This is a genomic window from Oceanobacter sp. ABM4_470 (genome assembly GCF_056158645.1).
Genome location: NZ_JBSWTR010000001.1, coordinates 724,110 through 741,332, shown reverse-complemented (window position 1 = coordinate 741,332; position 17,223 = coordinate 724,110). Strand labels below are relative to the sequence as shown.

Sequence of the window (17,223 nt, the reverse complement as noted above, 5' to 3'; positions counted from 1 at the left end):
GTTACAGAGTCCTGAACAAAACCCTGAACAAAGCCTGAAAAACAGCCACAAAAAAGCCCCCGCTGCACATCGCAGCGAGGGCTTCTCGAATCACATCAAAAGGCGCTGATTACAGGCCTTCAGCAGACTCGGACAGGTACTTGGCAACGCCTTCCGGGGAAGCGTTCATACCTTTGTCACCCTTGTTCCAGCCAGCTGGGCAAACTTCACCGTGCTCTTCGTGGAATTGCAGAGCGTCAACCAGACGAACCAGCTCGTCAATGTTACGGCCCAGTGGCAGGTCGTTGATGTTGGCAGCACGTACTACGCCTTCCTTGTCGATCAGGAATGCGCCACGCAGAGCAACACCACCAGCAGTTTCAACGTCGTACGCCTTACAGATAGCGTGGGAAACGTCAGCAGCCATGGTGTATTTAACAGGACCAATACCACCGTCGTTGATGGCAGTGTTACGCCATGCGTTGTGAGTGAAGTGGGAGTCGATGGATACAGAGATCACTTCTACACCCATTTCTTCGAACTTGGCCATACGCTTGTCCAGAGCGATCAGCTCGGATGGGCATACGAAGGTGAAATCCAGTGGGTAGAAGAAAACCAGGGCGTACTTGCCTTTGGTCGCTTCAGCGAAGTTGTAAGAATCAACGATGGTACCGTCGCCCAATACGGCTGGAACGGTAAAATCAGGGGCTTGCTTGCCTACCAAAACGCTCATGGTGTCACTCCATTAGTGAGTCGCAGCAGAAGTGCTGCATTTCAGAAACGCCGATAATACATGGGGTTTTGGCCTACTCAAGCGGGCCTGATCACGGTTCAAACAACTGATAGATAGAAATAATAAACCCGATAGCTCTTTATAATTACAAGTATCCAAATTGCCGCAATACAGGCACTTTTACGACGCCTATTCCCGATAGTCACTGCTGTTGATCCCGTACTTCACCAGCTTCTGGTTAAAGGTACGGCGTTCAATACAGAGATCGTCCAGCACCGCGGAGACCTTGCCCGCATGCTGAGCCAGTTTCGAGCGCAGCAGCTTTTCCTCATAGGCCTGTACCAACTCCTTTAACGATTCTCCGGCTTGCACTTCAAAGGTGTTGGCGGTGTCAGATTCAATCGCCTTTTCAATCTGGCGACAGCTGCGTATGGCGTAGCGGGTAGCGACGTTGATCAGCTCGCGAACGTTACCAGGCCAGCTGTATTGCAACAGCACCTGGCGGGTGTGTTCGTCGGCGCTTTTGTATTGGGTACCAAAGTTGTCGCATTGCTGACGAGCATAGAATTCAAACAAACTGACCACATCCCCTTCCCGGTCACGCAATGCCGGAATCCGCAGTTCGGCTACTTGCAGGCGGAAGAACAGGTCCTGACGGAAGTTGTCGTTGTTGCGCAGCTCGTCTTTGGTCGCCGACACAATGCGACAGTCGATGGGGATTTCCTTGTTGGAACCCAGCGGCGTTATCAGCTTGTCGGATATGGCTCGCAGCAACTTGGCCTGGGTGCTTAATGGCAGGCTTTCAATTTCGTCCAGAAACAGCGTACCGCCATTGGCGTGCACCAGCTTGCCGTCACGAGCGGCACCGGCATCGGTAAAAGCGCCTTTTTCATGGCCAAACAGTTCGGCTTCTGCCAGTTGCTCAGGAATCGCGGCACAATTCAGCGCCACAAAACGGCCGTCAGCTCGACCCGACAGGTCGTGCAACGAGCGTGCGACCAGCTCTTTGCCCACCCCGGTTTCTCCGTACACCAGTACCGGAATATCCATTGGGGCAAACTCTTCGATGTCTTGCCTGAGCGACTTGATGGCCTTGCACTGACCAACAATGGTGTTGGCCAAACCCGCTTCACCCGCATGCCCGCCGGACTTTAACGCCAGCTGATTGGCCCGGATTTCCAGCGCTCGCCGGATGGCGTTCATCAGATAATCAATGTCGAACGGCTTTTCGACAAAATCAAAAATGCCCTGTTTCATAGCGTCTACGGCAATCGATATATCGCCGTATCCCGTCATCAGGATAACCGGAATATCGGCGTCGATATCCAACACCTGCTTGGCAAACTCAAAGCCGTCGGCATCGGGCATGCGCAGGTCGGTCACCACCACCAAAGGGGCGCCTTTCTTGATGCGCGGCATCACCTTGGCAGGAGAAGACCAGGTGGACAGTTGCTCAAACTCGGTGGAGAGTAAATCCGATAAGTTGATACGGATGTCTTCATCATCATCGATGATCAGGATTTCAATGTGGGAATCTGTAGTCATTATCTGGCCATCAACGCGGTGTGAGCATCATGCTTGCAGCTTACACTGCGGTAAAACAAAAGGTCTAACGGATCAGGGGCAATCTGAGGGTAAAGCAAGCGCCGCCATCGCGGTTGCAAACGTCCAGTGTGCCTTGCATTTGCTGAACGATTTCCTGGGTGATCGATAATCCAAGTCCGATGCCCTTACCGACTTCCTTGGTGGTCACGTAGGGGTTGAATAGTTGCCCCATGATAGCGCTGTCGATACCGCCACCGTTGTCAGCCAGGGTCAGCAGTAATTCGCCGTTATCTTCCCGCAGCCCAATGTTAATGGTTGGCTCGGCGCAATCAGCAACGGCATCCAAAGCATTTTTCAGCAAGTTGGACACCGCCAGATCGAGCTTCAAGGCGCTACCCATCACCTTGCCGTGTTCCGCAGGCAGCTGCTGGTGAATATTCAGCTGTACTCCCCGCTCAGTGAGCTGGTCCGACGACACTTCGATCACCTGTTCGACCACCGCCAACAGGTCAATCTGTTCTTGCTGTTCACTTTCACCGTAGCTGAAGTGCTTGAGCATACGAATGACTTTTTCCATCTTGCTCGACAACGGCTTCAAACGACTGGCGGACTGCACAGCACCTTCCCAGTTTTCCCGTTTGAGCTTGTACTCCAGCGCCGCCACCGAGCTATTCATAGCCGACAACGGCTGACTCAGCTCGTGCACAATAGTGCCTGCCATTTTCCCCAATGCGGCGGCCTTACTCTTTTGCAGCAAGGCTTGCTGGGCGGTTTCCAGCTCACGGGTGCGTTCGCTGATGGTTTCTTCCAAAGAGGCGTTAAGCTTCACCAGCTCGTCTTCGGCTCGTTTGCGCTTGGCAATGTTGATCAGGGTTACCAGATAATGCTCGCGGTTGTCGTACACCACGGGCGATACCGCATACATCACGGGTACTGGCTGCCCGCCAATACGAGTCCAGGTTTCGGCGTACTGCGGCGCTTGCTGCTGCAAGGCCACCGGGCTATGGAGTGTTTGTAACGAAGGGATTTGCAACAAATCCACCACACTGACTTGTTGACCATCACGAAAGTCGGCCCCGGCCAACAACAGGTTTTCGGCGTAGTCGTTCATCGACGAAATCCGGCCTTCGGCTGAGCACACCAACACGCCGATGTGAATGTTATCGATCAGCCGTTGCAGGTCTTCCCTGCGCTGTGTCTCGGCTTGACGAATACTGGCGCGGTAGCGCGCTTTTTTGCGCCGCTCAATCATAAACAGCAGCCACAGCACCGCCACCAGCGTCAGCACTGCAAAACACACCATGGTCGGCAGCACCAGTTCGCTCTGGCGTTTGACCTGGTGCATGGTCCAGTCCATGCCCTCAATGGGGGAATGATTCACCAGCCAGGCATCGCGGCCGATGTGCCATAAGTCGGTATCGCTGAACCAACCCAGCGACGCCGATTTCTGGAACAGCATGGTCGGGTCTTCGTCCGGAAACTGACGTTCGGAAATTAATTGCTCACGCTGCTGCAAGCTCAGCGGCGCAATCAGTTGATACTGCCAATCCGGCTCGGAGGTGATGATCACCACACCACGGTGGTCTGTCACCATCACCCGTTGGGCCGCAGACTCCCAACTGCGGGTCAGGCTTTCCAGCTCCAACTTGACGGTCACGACGCCGATAAACTCGTCGTTTTCAAACACCGGTGCAGAAATAAAGAATCCCGGAATCCCGGTGGTGGTGCCTTTGGCAAAATAAAACTGACGACTACGAAAGTCGCGGGCGCGGTGAAAATACGGCCGGAAAGCGTAATTTTCATCAAGGAAGCTGGAGTTATCCAGATAGTTACTGGCCGCCAGTACTTCACCACGAGCGTCCATGGCATAGACGATATCTGCGCCCGACCGTTCGGCGGTAAAGCGCAAATACTGGTTAATAAAATCCTGATTATTGACTCGGCCAGTGAGCATATCGCGCAGCCGCTCATCACGAGCCAACAGCGCAGGCAGGTATTCAAACTGATCAATGGAGGCTTTGAGGGATTGTTTGAAAATCACCGCAGAATTGCGGTTTTCCTGTGCCAGCGAGGCCACCTTACCGATGTAGTAACCGGCGGTGCCCAGCAACACAAAGGCAACGGCCAACAGCACCCAGGCCAGAGGCAAGCGGCTGTCCTTGCGAACAGCCGTTGCAGCAACACGGTTGCTGCCTGAATCCGGGTGACTGCTGGTCGTCATACGATGTGCCTTACAGCGGTTTCATTGAGAGAGCGATCAACCATAGCCCATCAATGACGGCAGCCACAGCACAAAGCCCGGCACTGTGATCAAAACAATGATGGTCAGTACGTCTGCCACAAAGAATGGCGTACAACCACGGAACACGTCCTGCACGGTACATTCAGGGCGCACGCCCGCGACCACGAAACAGTTGAGACCAATCGGTGGCGTGATCAGACAAAGCTCTGCCATCTTCACCACAATGATCCCGAACCAAATGGCACATGCAGTTCCGGACATACCAAAGGCTGAATCTACCGCGGCCACGTCAGCACCACCGTTAAGGGCAATGATCGCCGGATACACCACAGGCAAAGTCAGCAGCAACATACCAATGGCATCCATGAACATACCCAGCACGGCGTAGGCGCACAGAATCAGCACCAGCGTCAGCATTGGGCTCTGATCCAGACTGGTGAGCCAGTCAGAGAACGCACTTGGCAGGTCGGCAAAGCCCAGGAAGCGCACGTACAACAGCACACCCCAGATGATGGTGAAGATCATCACCGTCAGTTTGGCCGATTCCAACAAAGCATCTTTCAGCTGCCCCAGCTTCATGCCCTTGTAGAACGCCATGCATAGAATCACAAACGCGCCCAGTGCACCCGCTTCTGTAGGTGTACCCACTCCGCCGTACACACAGATAACGATGATGCCAACCACAAACAGAATCGGAGACGCGCCCGGCAAAGTTGCCAACCGTTCTTTCCAGGTAAAGCCTTTTACTGGCGGTCCCAGTTTCGGGTTCATCAAGGCAAGGAAAACCACCAAGCCACCGTAGATCAGCGCCGATACCGCACCCGGAATAAAGCCTGCCATCAACAGCGCGCCTACATCCTGTTCAACGATGATGGCGTAAATCACCAGAATCGAAGACGGTGGAATCAGCGAGGCCAGCGTGCCACCAGCGGCAACCACACCCGCGGCAAAGCGCTTGTCGTAGCCCAGCTTGAGCATTTCAGGCACTGCAATACGAGCGAATACCGCAGACGTTGCCACAGAGGCACCGGATACCGCGGCAAAACCGGCGGTAGAAAATACCGTGGCCACACCCATGCCACCCGGCAACCAGCCAAGCCACTTTTTCGCCGCTTCAAACAAGGAGCGGGTAAGACCAGCGTGATAGGCCAAAAAGCCGATCAGAATAAAGGTCGGAATCAGCGACAGCGCCAACGAAGACACTTTGGAATGCGGTATCGTACCCGCCATTTTTACCGCTACTTCAAAGCCGCGCTCAAAGCCCATGCGGGCCGAAAAAATCCACAGCAAGCCCAGAAAACCTGCCAATGCCGCAGCGAATGCCACTCGCAAACCCAGCAGTACACATACCAACATAATACCTGTTACCCACAGACCAATCTCGATCGGGTCCATGGCGGCCATTGTTTCCCAAATACCCATGTTCAGCTCCGCCCTGCCTGATCGTGATTTTTGTCTGCGTCGGAATTGCCAGATTCAATGACCTCGGATTCCACCGACGCTGCCTCGCGGGCAGCTACGGTCGCTGCATCTTCCACCAATGGCACTGCCACCGGATTGCTTTCACCGGAAATCAGCGCACGGCCATAACCCCAGATTTGCAGCACCAAACGCAGCGCCAGAATGGCAAAGGCCACTGGCACAACCAGCTTGGCAGGCCAGGTCGGCAAGCCGATATCAAACGAGGTATCGCCGTTTTCGAAGGCACGCCAAAAATGCTTGTAAGAACCCCATGCCAGCAGAACAGTCAGGCCCAGCATAATCAAACAGGTCAGCAGTTCGACGAACCACAGGTAACGCCCTTTCAACTGGCCCACCAGAATATCCATACGAATATGGCCGCCATCCCGTTGCGTGAACGACAGCCCCATAAACGCCATAAAGGCCATCGCCTGTTCTACCCAGTCGATGTAGCCCTGCACCGGCAAGTCAAAAAACCAACGCCCCAGAATGTTGGCGGTCGCCAGCAACACCAGTAACAGAATCACCACCCCACCAGCGAGTCCAAGAACGGACTCCAGCCGATAGAACAGGCGGTCAATACGGCTCAATGCCGACTGATCGGACAGCACGGTAGCGCTTCCAGCCATAATTCAGCTCTCTTGAAATAATCGTGAATACAAAACCCACCGGCCGGTGGGCTTGAAGAGGAGGGGCTGGCGGAACACTCCGCAGCCCTACCGGGTTAACACCGCCTGACGTTACTTGCCCGCAAATTGCGCGGCAGCGAAGTCCAGCAGTTTCTGGGAGTCAAACTTGCCCTTGTACTGCTTCACCCATTCTTCACGAACGGTGGCAGCCGCTTTGTCCAGCTCAGCGGTTTGCTCTGGAGTGAAGGTCACACGAGTGATGTTGTTTTCATCCAGCTTGGCCTCGTAGGCGGCGGTCACGCCTTCGTAGTTTTCGACGTAGTACGCCAGCGCTTCAGGCACGGAATCCAACAGTGCTTTTTTGTGAGCAGGCTTGAGCATGTCCAGCGCGTCGTTGTTAACAACGACCGGACAGTCACCGGAACCCAGGTTCAGGTTGGTGGTGGCCCAGTTGCCAATAGCCGTGGTGTTGGTGGCCAGATGAGCGTGAGGAGCAAACGAGGCGGCGTCGATCACACCGGAGTCCATCGCCTGACGCACTTCACTAAACGGAACGCCGGTTTTGATGGCACCGTACTTGGTCAACACTTCCAGCAGACCGCCCGGCCCACGAATACGCATGCCTTCAAAGTCGCTCAGCTCGTCCAATACATCGCCCTTACCTACCAGGTTGTACTGCGGCATTGGGGTTGGCATCAGCAGCGTGGCGTTCCAGCGCGCGAGGTCTTTTTTAACGATAGGGTGGTTGTACACCGCGGTGTAGATTTCAGCGACGCGACTCAGCGAAACATCGTGAGAGAACGGCAGTTCGTTCACGGTAATGGTCGGGTTTTTACCGGCGTGGTAGAAGGCGCAGAACTGTGCCATTTCAAAAGCACCGAAGGAAATACCGTCGAGGTTTTCCTTGGATTTGCTCAGACCGCCGTAGGAAATATTCAGCTTGAACTCGCCATTGGTTTTCTGTTCAACCAGTTCGGCCAGCTTTTCAACGTTCTCGGTAAAGGCACGCTGCTTGCCCCACAGGGACACGTTCCAGGTGGTGTCAGCCATGGCGGATGGCGCCATTACAGCCCCGGACAAAGCCGCAACAGACATAGCAGACACCAGGCCCAGCTTCTTGATCGCTTTCATGAGATTACTCCACGTTCGAATTTATTGTTGTTGGTGACGAGCAGTGAATTGCTTGTTTTTTCGTTGTTGTGGAGTGTCTATTACAAGGATTGGGCCAAAATCATAAGCCACTGTTTTTTAAAGGATTTTATTAAACCCCACCTAAAAATCATTGACAAAAAAGCCGTTAAATTCCTGACCAAAGCCCAAAATAAGAATTTTTTTTCTCACGGAGGCCCTTCAAATAACCCCGCAAGCAGCCACAAAAAAGCCTGCAGAAGCAGGCTTTTTAGTGTCCCTCTTGAATCAGGCAGCGAACATCAAATCCGGAACCGCGACACCGTTGCCGCCAAACGGTCGGCCAACTGCTTGAGGCTACCCGAGCTGTTGTGCAATTTGTCGGCAAACCCCTGAGTCGCGTTGGCTTCGGTGTTCACCTCCACGATGTTCTTGTTGATGCTTTCCGATACCTGTTGTTGTTGCTCCGCTGCCGCTGCAATTTGCTGCGCCATATCCCGAATGCGGGTCACCGAATCCTGAATGGAGGAGAATACTTCGCGGGTTTGATCAGAAGCCGACAGGGTTTGCTCGGAATGCTGCAAGGTGGTTTCCAGCTTATTGGCTACGTCTGCCGTTTGCTGGTTGAAGGATGCAATCATGGCATCAATTTCAGCGGTGGAATCCGCCGTACGGCCAGCCAGAGTACGAACTTCATCGGCCACCACCGCAAAGCCCCGGCCTTGTTCGCCAGCGCGGGCAGCCTCGATGGCTGCGTTCAATGCCAGCAGGTTGGTTTGTTCAGCAATACCACGAATGGTGTCCAGAATGGTGGTGATGTTGCGGGATTCATCGGCCAGGTTTTTCATCGCCTGGTTAGAATCTTCAATGCCGCGGGTCAGATACTGCACCGCGCTGGTAGAACGGTCGATATACTGCTGGCCACTCAACACCAGCCCCTGACTCTGATCCGCAGACGAGGCCGTTTCGTTACAGCTTTTGGCCACCTCTGAGGCCGTTGCCACCATTTCATTAAACGCCACGGATACTTGATCCATAGCATCAGACTGCATCCGCGCACTGCGCGCCATCGACTCAGAGATGCCAGCGCCATCCCCCGACTGTACGCCCACTGAGCGCGACGTCTCGGTAATGTCCTTCACCAATTGATGAATCATGGCCACGAACTTGTTAAACGCCGAGGCCATGTGAGCCAGCTCGTCGCTACCACCATCTGGCAAGCGTTTGGTCAGGTCGCCTTCACCGTTAGCGATTTCTTCCATATTGAGCGTCATGGCGGCAATCGGACGGGTGATCAAATTGCTGAACCACATGCCCAGCGCACCAAAGGCCACCACCAGTACCAAAGCCACCAAAACCACATCCCGCTGGAACGCATCGGCAGCCGCAAACACTTCGGACGCCGGTACCAGACCAATCAACGTCCAGCCAGAGGCTTCTGACACATGACGCGCCACCAACCAGTTATCCCCCGCCATCGTCACATTATTGAGACTACCAGCGGCCATCGCTGAATAGTCATTGCCAAGTTCAGCCACTTTTTTGAAATTGTTGTCGGGATTGCCGGCATCCGCCAACACCACGCCGGTCTGGTCGACCAGAACCAGGTAGCCGGATTCGCCAAAGGTCACTCCACGGACAATTTCGGTCAGCTGCCCAAGCGTAATGTCCATAGCAATGACGCCAGTCATACCGGAATCCGTTTTGAACGTGTGCATGTATGGCAGCAGCGGATTGCCTGTCCCCCAGTCGGCATAAGGCGCGCTGGTGACCGGAACCCCTGGTTGCTTGATAGCAGCCTGGAACCATGGACGCTTGGTTGGATTGTATTCACCAAGATCGGTTTTTGGCCATTGGATATAACTGCCGTTTTCAAGGCCAAGGTAAACGTATTCAAGATTCGGATTGCTGCTACCGAACGCCTCCATCACCCGCCAGGCCTCAGCTTCTGCTTCACCGTTTTGATCGGGGGTCATTGGCCGTTTGGGGCCAAAGTAATTTACGACAGATTCATCCAGTGCATGCAGTGACTCGAGTTTGGAGAAAAAGGCAACGCTCTGAGCCATATTGGTCAGAAACCCTTCGAACGTTTGACTGATTTGAGTCATTCGCTCAGCCGCATCCAGACGAAAAGCCTTTTCCGAGGTCGCTCGGAAGTCAGTCACGGCAATCGCAGCGATCACTACCATGGGCAGAACCACCGCAGCCAGAATAATAAGAATTAACCGTTGACGGAGTGTCATGGTCAAAGCTCCAGAAAGATAAAAGAGAAGTTCTTTTAAAAGCCTAGACCATATTTCCAGGAAGGAACGTTTGTTAAGGACCTTCTGAATAACTCTGCACAGCTCTGCGCGAGTCCTGCAGGTTGTCAGAACAAGGCGGCGAATGCAGCGGAATGACGAGTCCTTTCCAAATTCGCCAACACCGTTCTGGCGGGCTGCAAGCCGCGCCCTGCGGGGATGGCAGGGCATTGCTGACTCTGTGTCGCTGATTTTTGACTTGACCCGTCAGGCCTGCAAATCAGCTTCGTGATTCAGCGTCGCCCTGTCATCCAGAGCGAGCACCGGGTTATTCAGAGGGTCCTTACTGTTAATTTTGATACAAAACGGCCCGAAACCACCGCATTTCCGTTCCGCGCAGTTAACGGCAGCGGCTCCGTACCGTGCAATTGCTGTGCTCCCGTTCACAACACTGTATACTGCTTGCCCTTTTTTGATCTCGCCCGGCCCACATCCTGAGTGGCCACGTGGCGCCAACGGATAACAACAGGACGGCTCATGGCAAAACGCACTGCTTTGTACGAGAAACACCTCGAAGCCAACGGCAAAATGGTCGACTTCGCCGGCTGGGACATGCCGGTGAACTACGGTTCACAAATTGAAGAACACAAAGCGGTACGTACCGACGCCGGTATGTTCGATGTGTCCCACATGACCATCGTTGACGTCATGGGCTCCGACGCCACCGACTACCTGCAAAAACTGCTGGCCAACGACGTTGCCAAGCTGACCGAGAAAGGCAAGGCGCTGTACTCCGGCATGCTCAACAAGGACGGCGGCGTGATCGACGACCTGATCGTCTACAAGGCCGACGGCGGCTACCGTGTGGTAGTGAACTCCGCTACCCGAGCCAAAGACCTGGAGTGGATGGAAGCCAACCTGCGCGGCTTCTCCAACATCTCCCTGACCGAACGCCCGGAAATGGCCATGATCGCAGTACAAGGCCCGAACGCCATCGCCAAAGTGAAGCAGGTAAAACCGGAATCTGCCGTAGCGGTTGATGGCCTGAAAATCTTCCAGGGCCGCCCGTTGGCCGACTGGTTCTTTGCCCGTACCGGTTACACCGGCGAAGACGGTCTGGAAATCATGATCCCGGAAGCCGACGTTGCGGCTTTCTGGCAAGCACTGGTCGACGGTGGCGTACAGCCATGTGGCCTGGGTGCCCGCGATACCCTGCGTCTGGAAGCCGGCATGAACCTGTACGGTAACGACATGAGCGAAACCGTATCGCCACTGCAAGCCAACATGGGCTGGACCATTGCCTGGGAACCGGCCGGTCGCGACTTCATTGGCCGCGAAGCGCTGGAAGCAGAAAAAGCCGCTGGCGTTGCCAACAAACTGGTTGGTCTGGTGCTCGAAGGCCGTGGCATCATGCGTTCGCACCAGAAGGTTATTGTTGAAGGTGTGGGCGAAGGTGAAGTGACCTCCGGTACTTTCTCTCCTACTCTGGAATGCTCCATCGCCATGGCCCGTGTACCGGTTGGTACCGGCGACAGCTGCTTCGTCGATATTCGCGGCAAGCAGATTCCAGCAAAAGTGGTGAAATTGCCGTTCGTTCGTAACGGTAAAAAGGTTTACGAAGGTTGATTAACCTTTTTCTGTCATAAATTCGCGGATTCCTTCCAAAGACGGCTTTTGCCCGCCGCAGGAATCCGTAAAATGCAGCGCTTATACAAACAAACATCGTCGTTGCCTGTGTCTTGCTGATTTTGGTCAACCTAACGCCAACAGCCGGGCAACGCAGCCAGCTTGGAGATAAACATGGCTAATGTTCCTGCAGATCTGAAATACGTTGCCTCCCACGAGTGGATTCGCGTAGAAGCCGACGGCACTGTGACCATCGGTATTACCGACTTCGCTCAGGAATCTCTGGGTGACGTGGTATTCGTTGAACTGCCAGAAGTAGACGCCGAATTCGAAGCCGAAGCCGATTGCGCCGTGGTTGAATCCGTAAAAGCCGCCTCCGACATCTACGCCCCGCTGGCGGGTAAAATCGTTGCGGTTAACGAAGACCTGGTAGACGCACCGGAAAAAGTCAACGAAGACCCATACGGTGAAGCCTGGTTCTTCCGTATGGAACTGGCCAACCCGGCCGACCTGGACGCTCTGCTGGACGCTGACGCTTACACCGCCCTGTGCGAAGACTAAGTAGCCGCTCACAGCACGACTGTCATCAAGCCGGGGGCTAATCGCTTCCGGCTTGCTTGTTTCTGGCGAGCTTCTTTTTACACGTTGCACTAACTCGTGATTTGTACCGACTGGTAGTTTGTACTAATCCGTAAAAAGCAGCGCTGAAACGCCAGTCACCAAAATTCGAACCTCTGACCTATTCAGGGGTTCCTTGTTTATCAAGCGGGGCTCCGCCCGGTTTATTCACCTTCAAGGGTTTTGTATCCATGACTCAAACTCTGTCTCTGCAACAACTGGAACAGCGTGATGGCTTTGTTGGCCGTCATATCGCCTCCAATGGTGCCGGCTTCAGTAACGCCGAAACCACCGCAATGCTGGAAGCAATCAACGCGGAATCGCTGGACGCACTGACCGCAGAAATCGTACCGTCCGACATTCTGAGCGACGCCTTTCTGGAAATTGCCGACAGCAAGACAGAATTTGAAGCGCTGAATTACCTGCGCGGTCTGGCCAACCAGAACAAGGTGTACAAGAGCTACATCGGTCTGGGTTACCACGACACCATCATTCCTAACGTGATCCTGCGTAACGTGCTGGAAAACCCGGGCTGGTACACCGCCTACACCCCATACCAGCCGGAAATTGCCCAAGGCCGTCTGGAAGCGCTGCTGAACTTCCAGCAAATGGTCATCGACATGACCGGTATGGAACTGGCCAACGCCTCCCTGCTGGACGAAGGTACCGCCGCGGCTGAGGCCATGGCGATGGCCAAGCGCTCTGTTAAAAAGAACAAGTCCAACACCTTCTTTATCGACGAAAACTGCCTGCCGCAAACCATCGACGTGGTTAAAACCCGCGCCGAAGCCTTCGGCTGGGACATTCTGGTAGGTCCGGCAGACGACGCCGCCAGTGCCGACGTATTCGGTGCCCTGTTCCAGTACCCGGGCAAAAACGGTGACGTGCGTGACTTCACCGCACTGATCGACGCCCTGCACGGCAACAACGCACTGGTCGCCATGGCCACCGACCTGATGGCACTGGTGAACCTGAAAGCACCGGGTGAAATGGGAGCCGACATCGTTCTGGGTAACGCCCAGCACTTTGGTGTACCGATGGGCTTTGGTGGCCCACACGCTGCGTTCTTTGCTACCCGCGACGCCTTCAAGCGTTCCATCCCGGGTCGAATCATCGGTGTATCCATCGACGCCAACGGCAAACCTGCCCTGCGTATGGCACTGCAAACCCGCGAACAGCACATCCGTCGTGAGAAAGCCAACTCCAACATCTGTACTGCTCAGGTGCTGCTGGCCAACCTGTCTTCCTTCTACGCTGTGTACCACGGTCCACAGGGTCTGAAGACCATCGCTGGCCGCATTCACCGTCTGGCTGACATTCTGGCTGCGGGCCTGAAAAAAGGCGGCATCGAACTGCTGAACAACAGCTGGTTTGACACCCTGACCTTCAAGGTCGCCGACCGTGACGCCGTTCTGGGGCGCGCCGACAGCGCCGAAGTTAACCTGCGTGACGACCTGCGTTTGCAAGGTGCCGACACACTGGGCGTTGCCATCAGCGAGAAAACCTCTGCTGCCGACATCCAGCAACTGTTCGACATCATTCTGGGTGGCTCTGTTGATACCCATGGTCTGGACGTGTACGCACTGGATGCCGAAATCGTTGCCAACGGTTCTGAATCCATTCCGGCCGACGCCGCACGTAACACCGAATTCCTGACCCACCCGACCTTCAACCAGTACCACACCGAGCACGACATGCTGCGGTACATGAAGAGTCTGGAAGCGAAAGATCTGGCCATGAACCACAGCATGATCACGCTGGGTTCCTGCACCATGAAACTCAACGCCACCACCGAAATGATCCCGGTGACCTGGCCTGAGTTCGCCAATATTCACCCGTTCGCCCCGGCCGACCAGACCGTTGGCTACCGCACCATGATCGGCGAACTGAACGACTACCTGAAAACCATCACCGGTTTCCCGGCCGTTTGCATGCAGCCAAACTCCGGTGCCCAAGGTGAATACGCTGGCCTGCTGGCGATCAAGAAATACCACGAGAGCCGTGGCGAAGGTCACCGCAACGTCTGCCTGATTCCTCGTTCTGCTCACGGTACCAACCCGGCATCCGCCCAGATGGCCTCCATGCGCGTCGTAGTTACCAACTGTGACGAACAAGGTAACGTGGACTTCGACGACCTCAAAGCCAAGGCCGAAGAACTGAAAGACCAGCTGTCCTGCCTGATGCTGACCTACCCGTCGACCCACGGCGTGTACGAAAAAGGCGTTAAGGAAATCTGCGACCTGATCCACGCCAACGGCGGTCAGGTATACATGGACGGCGCCAACCTGAATGCACAGGTAGGCCTCACTGCGCCTGGCATCATCGGTGCCGACGTGACCCACATGAACCTGCACAAAACCTTCGCCATTCCACACGGTGGCGGCGGCCCGGGCATGGGTCCTATCGGCGTTGCCGCACACCTGGCACCGTTCGTTGCCAACCACAGCGTGGCACCGATTGACGACGCCGCCAAAGGCAACGGCGCGGTATCCTCCGCCCCATACGGTTCCTCCAGCATCCTGCCAATCAGCTGGATGTACATCACCCTGATGGGCGGCAACGGCCTGCGTCTGGCCACCCAGAACGCACTGCTGAAAGCCAACTATCTGGCCAAGCGCCTGAGCGAACACTACCCGATCCTGTACACCGGCCAAAACGACCGTGTGGCACACGAATGCATCGTCGACCTGCGCCCGATCAAGGCAGAAACCGGCGTGACCGAAGTAGATATCGCCAAGCGCCTGATGGACTACGGCTTCCACGCCCCGACCATGTCGTTCCCGGTAGCGGGCACCTTCATGATTGAGCCGACCGAATCCGAATCCAAGGCCGAGATCGACCGCTTCGCCGAAGCCATGATTTCCATCAAACAGGAAATCAACGCCATTCATGCAGGTGAAATGGACGCCGAAAACAACGCCCTCAAACACGCCCCGCACACCGCAGCCGTGATTGCAGGCGAATGGGACCGTCCATACAGCCGCGAACAAGCCGTGTACCCAACCAAAAACCTGGGTGCCCACAAGTTCTGGCCAAGCGTTGGCCGTATCGACGACGTATACGGCGACCGCAACCTGATCTGCTCTTGTCCGGCGATTGAAAACTACGAAGACTGATTTGTACCTGGGAGCGCGGGCCGCTGGCCCGCATGGCCTCGTTCCCACGCTCCGGCGTGGGAATGTAGCGGATTATGGTAAGCGCTTCCTGTAGAAGATAGCTTGCCACCGAACTAAAACACCAAAGCCCGCGATTGCGGGCTTTGGTGTTTATGGAAGATAGAAAATTATGCTGAAACTCACACTCGTTCCCACGCTCCGCGTGGTAATGCAGCGGAACCAAAGAGAGTGAGACAGCTGTATTTATTTACATCTCTTTTTGTAACGCTCTTCAGCATAGATGAAACTACTTTTCCAATTATCACCAACATACTTTATTGACAAACTTACATAGACCCAAGAAATAAAAGCCAAAATAAAACAAATAAAAGATGACACCCCATTCGATAATGCACCAATTGTAATCTGTGAAAATCCACTTAAAAACGACAAAACAATAGATTTATAAAGAATCCCACTCAGCTTCTTAAGTGGATCATAAACCCCCTCAGATGCATCGCCAGTCGAACGTGCCTTTTCGTATAACTCACGATATTCCTCCGTATCGTAAACCTCCTCTTTCATCGTCTTAAGAATGAAGGTCTTCATTGATAGCAAAAAAGCACCCAAGGTAAACCCTGACATAAAAAGTGCAGTTTTGAACTCATTATGATACGAACAAATAAATGCTAAAAAACTTTCCAAAAAACCTCCCACACTAGTCCTTAGCGCTTTTAATTTTCCAGTTTTTATCAGCTGGAGGGGTACCAAACTTCTGGACGTCTCCGGTTACAATATCAATCATAGCACCTACTGCGTCACTATCGACATACGAACTCCACTGACCACTTGGAAGAAGTGTTATAAAATCATCAAATTCATATTTTCCAAAGTGATCCAAGTTATCGCCTACTGACAAAGCCAAACTTTCGCCTGAGATAGATTTACCTATCAACTTAAGCGAACTTTCGGTATTTTTTCCAACCTTCCCGGAAAATATCTTTTTAATTGTTTTTTTAAGAAGTTCCATATTAGATTGATTATCGACATTGATAGATGTATTTCCTTTTCTGGCATATGGTTTTAAAGGACCATAACCACCAGATATTTCAGCTGCCATAACACCCGATACAGAAATCTTTTCTATTGAGTCAATTTCACTAATTACCGCATCAAGATCCTTACGAGTAACCAATGGAGAAATAGAAAAAGAGCCTCCATATTTCTCATCAACTTCATCATTCAATTTCTTTGAGGAGCGTTCTTTATTGAATTTGCTCAACTCATTCTTATAATCTCTTTTCTTATCACGAATATACGAATCATGGGTAAGCTTCAATATCATTTTTAATTTCTCAAACCCTTTTGATCCAGGCATTTGAAAATAGACACCACGATATGTATCAGGATTCATAACAAAAAATAATGGATCAACCTGTTCTTTCCCTTCCCCAAGAGACTCAACATCTACTTCAAGCTTGAAATCATCGTCGACATCAGAATTTTTACTTGCAGTAACAAACTTATTTTGCCCCACAAAAAAAAGAGCAAGACCTACAATAATATTATTTTCCACATCCGAAAAATATATATACTTAATTTTCTTATATTCTCTAATTTTTTTCTCATACCTTTCTAACTCTTGAAAGAACTCGCCGACATCAAAACCTCGCGCAGTTTTTATTTCAAACCCAACTAATTTTACGTCCACACTAGTCCCTTAAATCTGATCCGACTGCAAAAAATCATATTACATTAAAGATAAACGAGAAGTTATCACGCATCAAATTGTCCACTCACTCCGCTATGTCAGCATAGTTGTCCGATAAATTTTGTGCTCGTTCCCGCGCTCCGCGTGGTAATGAAACCGCTGTGTCCAAGACTACCACGCAGAGAGAGAACAACAATAAACCGCCAGCTGCTTTTC

At 53.2% G+C, this 17,223-nt stretch carries 12 protein-coding genes; 3 read left to right on the top strand and 9 right to left on the bottom strand.

Translation table 11 applies throughout. The annotated features are described in order from the left end of the window. Positions 1–109: 109 nt before the first annotated feature. From ACXADJ_RS03270 to ACXADJ_RS03240, 7 genes are all read right to left on the bottom strand, one after another. Positions 110–712, bottom strand: coding sequence for a peroxiredoxin (locus ACXADJ_RS03270; RefSeq protein ID WP_028294440.1), 603 nt, complete (start codon positions 710–712; stop codon positions 110–112). A 189-nt stretch (positions 713–901) separates the two neighbouring features. Next, complete coding sequence (locus tag ACXADJ_RS03265) at positions 902–2,257, bottom strand: sigma-54-dependent transcriptional regulator (protein WP_475063035.1); 1,356 nt, start codon at positions 2,255–2,257, stop codon at positions 902–904. Between the two features lie 64 nt (positions 2,258–2,321). Then, positions 2,322–4,478 carry an ATP-binding protein gene (locus tag ACXADJ_RS03260; RefSeq protein ID WP_475063033.1) on the bottom strand — a complete coding sequence of 719 codons (2,157 nt, stop codon included), beginning with the start codon at positions 4,476–4,478 and terminating at the stop codon, positions 2,322–2,324. Positions 4,479–4,514: 36 nt separating this feature from the next. Further along, complete coding sequence (locus ACXADJ_RS03255) at positions 4,515–5,921, bottom strand: TRAP transporter large permease (RefSeq protein WP_475063031.1); 1,407 nt, start codon at positions 5,919–5,921, stop codon at positions 4,515–4,517. A gap of 2 nt (positions 5,922–5,923) precedes the next feature. Beyond that, positions 5,924–6,589: a TRAP transporter small permease subunit gene (locus tag ACXADJ_RS03250; protein WP_475063029.1), complete on the bottom strand. Its 666-nt coding sequence runs from the start codon at positions 6,587–6,589 to the stop codon at positions 5,924–5,926. A gap of 111 nt (positions 6,590–6,700) precedes the next feature. Beyond that, positions 6,701–7,720, bottom strand: a complete 1,020-nt coding sequence (gene dctP / locus ACXADJ_RS03245; RefSeq protein WP_475063027.1) for a TRAP transporter substrate-binding protein DctP — start codon at positions 7,718–7,720, stop codon at positions 6,701–6,703. A gap of 299 nt (positions 7,721–8,019) precedes the next feature. Further along, entirely contained in the window at positions 8,020–9,960 is a 1,941-nt protein-coding gene (locus tag ACXADJ_RS03240) for a methyl-accepting chemotaxis protein (protein ID WP_475063025.1), read from the bottom strand. A 534-nt stretch (positions 9,961–10,494) separates the two neighbouring features. On the opposite strand from ACXADJ_RS03240, the gene gcvT reads away from it, so the two are divergent. The 3 genes from gcvT to gcvP all read left to right on the top strand — a co-directional run bounded on the left by gcvT (position 10,495) and on the right by gcvP (position 15,317). Next, entirely contained in the window at positions 10,495–11,583 is a 1,089-nt protein-coding gene (gene gcvT / locus ACXADJ_RS03235) for a glycine cleavage system aminomethyltransferase GcvT (RefSeq protein ID WP_475063023.1), read from the top strand. A 174-nt stretch (positions 11,584–11,757) separates the two neighbouring features. Beyond that, on the top strand, positions 11,758–12,144 hold the full coding sequence (gene gcvH / locus ACXADJ_RS03230; RefSeq protein ID WP_028294448.1) for a glycine cleavage system protein GcvH: 387 nt from the start codon (positions 11,758–11,760) through the stop codon (positions 12,142–12,144). A gap of 248 nt (positions 12,145–12,392) precedes the next feature. Then, the gene (gene gcvP, locus ACXADJ_RS03225; protein ID WP_475063020.1) at positions 12,393–15,317 is read left to right on the top strand and encodes an aminomethyl-transferring glycine dehydrogenase; all 2,925 of its coding nucleotides are present in this window, start codon (positions 12,393–12,395) and stop codon (positions 15,315–15,317) included. A gap of 243 nt (positions 15,318–15,560) precedes the next feature. Here the strand turns inward: gcvP and ACXADJ_RS03220 are convergent, their stop codons facing one another. Together ACXADJ_RS03220 and ACXADJ_RS03215 are read right to left on the bottom strand one after the other, a co-directional pair. Beyond that, a complete protein-coding gene (locus ACXADJ_RS03220; protein ID WP_475063018.1) occupies positions 15,561–16,001 on the bottom strand; it encodes a hypothetical protein in 441 nt (146 codons plus the stop codon). 13 nt (positions 16,002–16,014) lie between these two features. Beyond that, positions 16,015–17,007, bottom strand: coding sequence for a hypothetical protein (locus ACXADJ_RS03215; protein WP_475063016.1), 993 nt, complete (start codon positions 17,005–17,007; stop codon positions 16,015–16,017). Positions 17,008–17,223: the final 216 nt, after the last annotated feature.

Bases quoted from the DNA above. Each gene is read 5' to 3' on its own strand.
- ACXADJ_RS03270 (WP_028294440.1), bottom strand. From the start codon at position 712: ATGAGCGTTTTGGTAGGCAAGCAAGCCCCTGATTTTACCGTTCCAGCC.
- ACXADJ_RS03265 (WP_475063035.1), bottom strand. From the start codon at position 2,257: ATGACTACAGATTCCCACATTGAAATCCTGATCATCGATGATGATGAA.
- ACXADJ_RS03260 (WP_475063033.1), bottom strand. From the start codon at position 4,478: ATGACGACCAGCAGTCACCCGGATTCAGGCAGCAACCGTGTTGCTGCA.
- ACXADJ_RS03255 (WP_475063031.1), bottom strand. From the start codon at position 5,921: ATGGGTATTTGGGAAACAATGGCCGCCATGGACCCGATCGAGATTGGT.
- ACXADJ_RS03250 (WP_475063029.1), bottom strand. From the start codon at position 6,589: ATGGCTGGAAGCGCTACCGTGCTGTCCGATCAGTCGGCATTGAGCCGT.
- dctP (WP_475063027.1), bottom strand. From the start codon at position 7,720: ATGAAAGCGATCAAGAAGCTGGGCCTGGTGTCTGCTATGTCTGTTGCG.
- ACXADJ_RS03240 (WP_475063025.1), bottom strand. From the start codon at position 9,960: ATGACACTCCGTCAACGGTTAATTCTTATTATTCTGGCTGCGGTGGTT.
- gcvT (WP_475063023.1), top strand. From the start codon at position 10,495: ATGGCAAAACGCACTGCTTTGTACGAGAAACACCTCGAAGCCAACGGC.
- gcvH (WP_028294448.1), top strand. From the start codon at position 11,758: ATGGCTAATGTTCCTGCAGATCTGAAATACGTTGCCTCCCACGAGTGG.
- gcvP (WP_475063020.1), top strand. From the start codon at position 12,393: ATGACTCAAACTCTGTCTCTGCAACAACTGGAACAGCGTGATGGCTTT.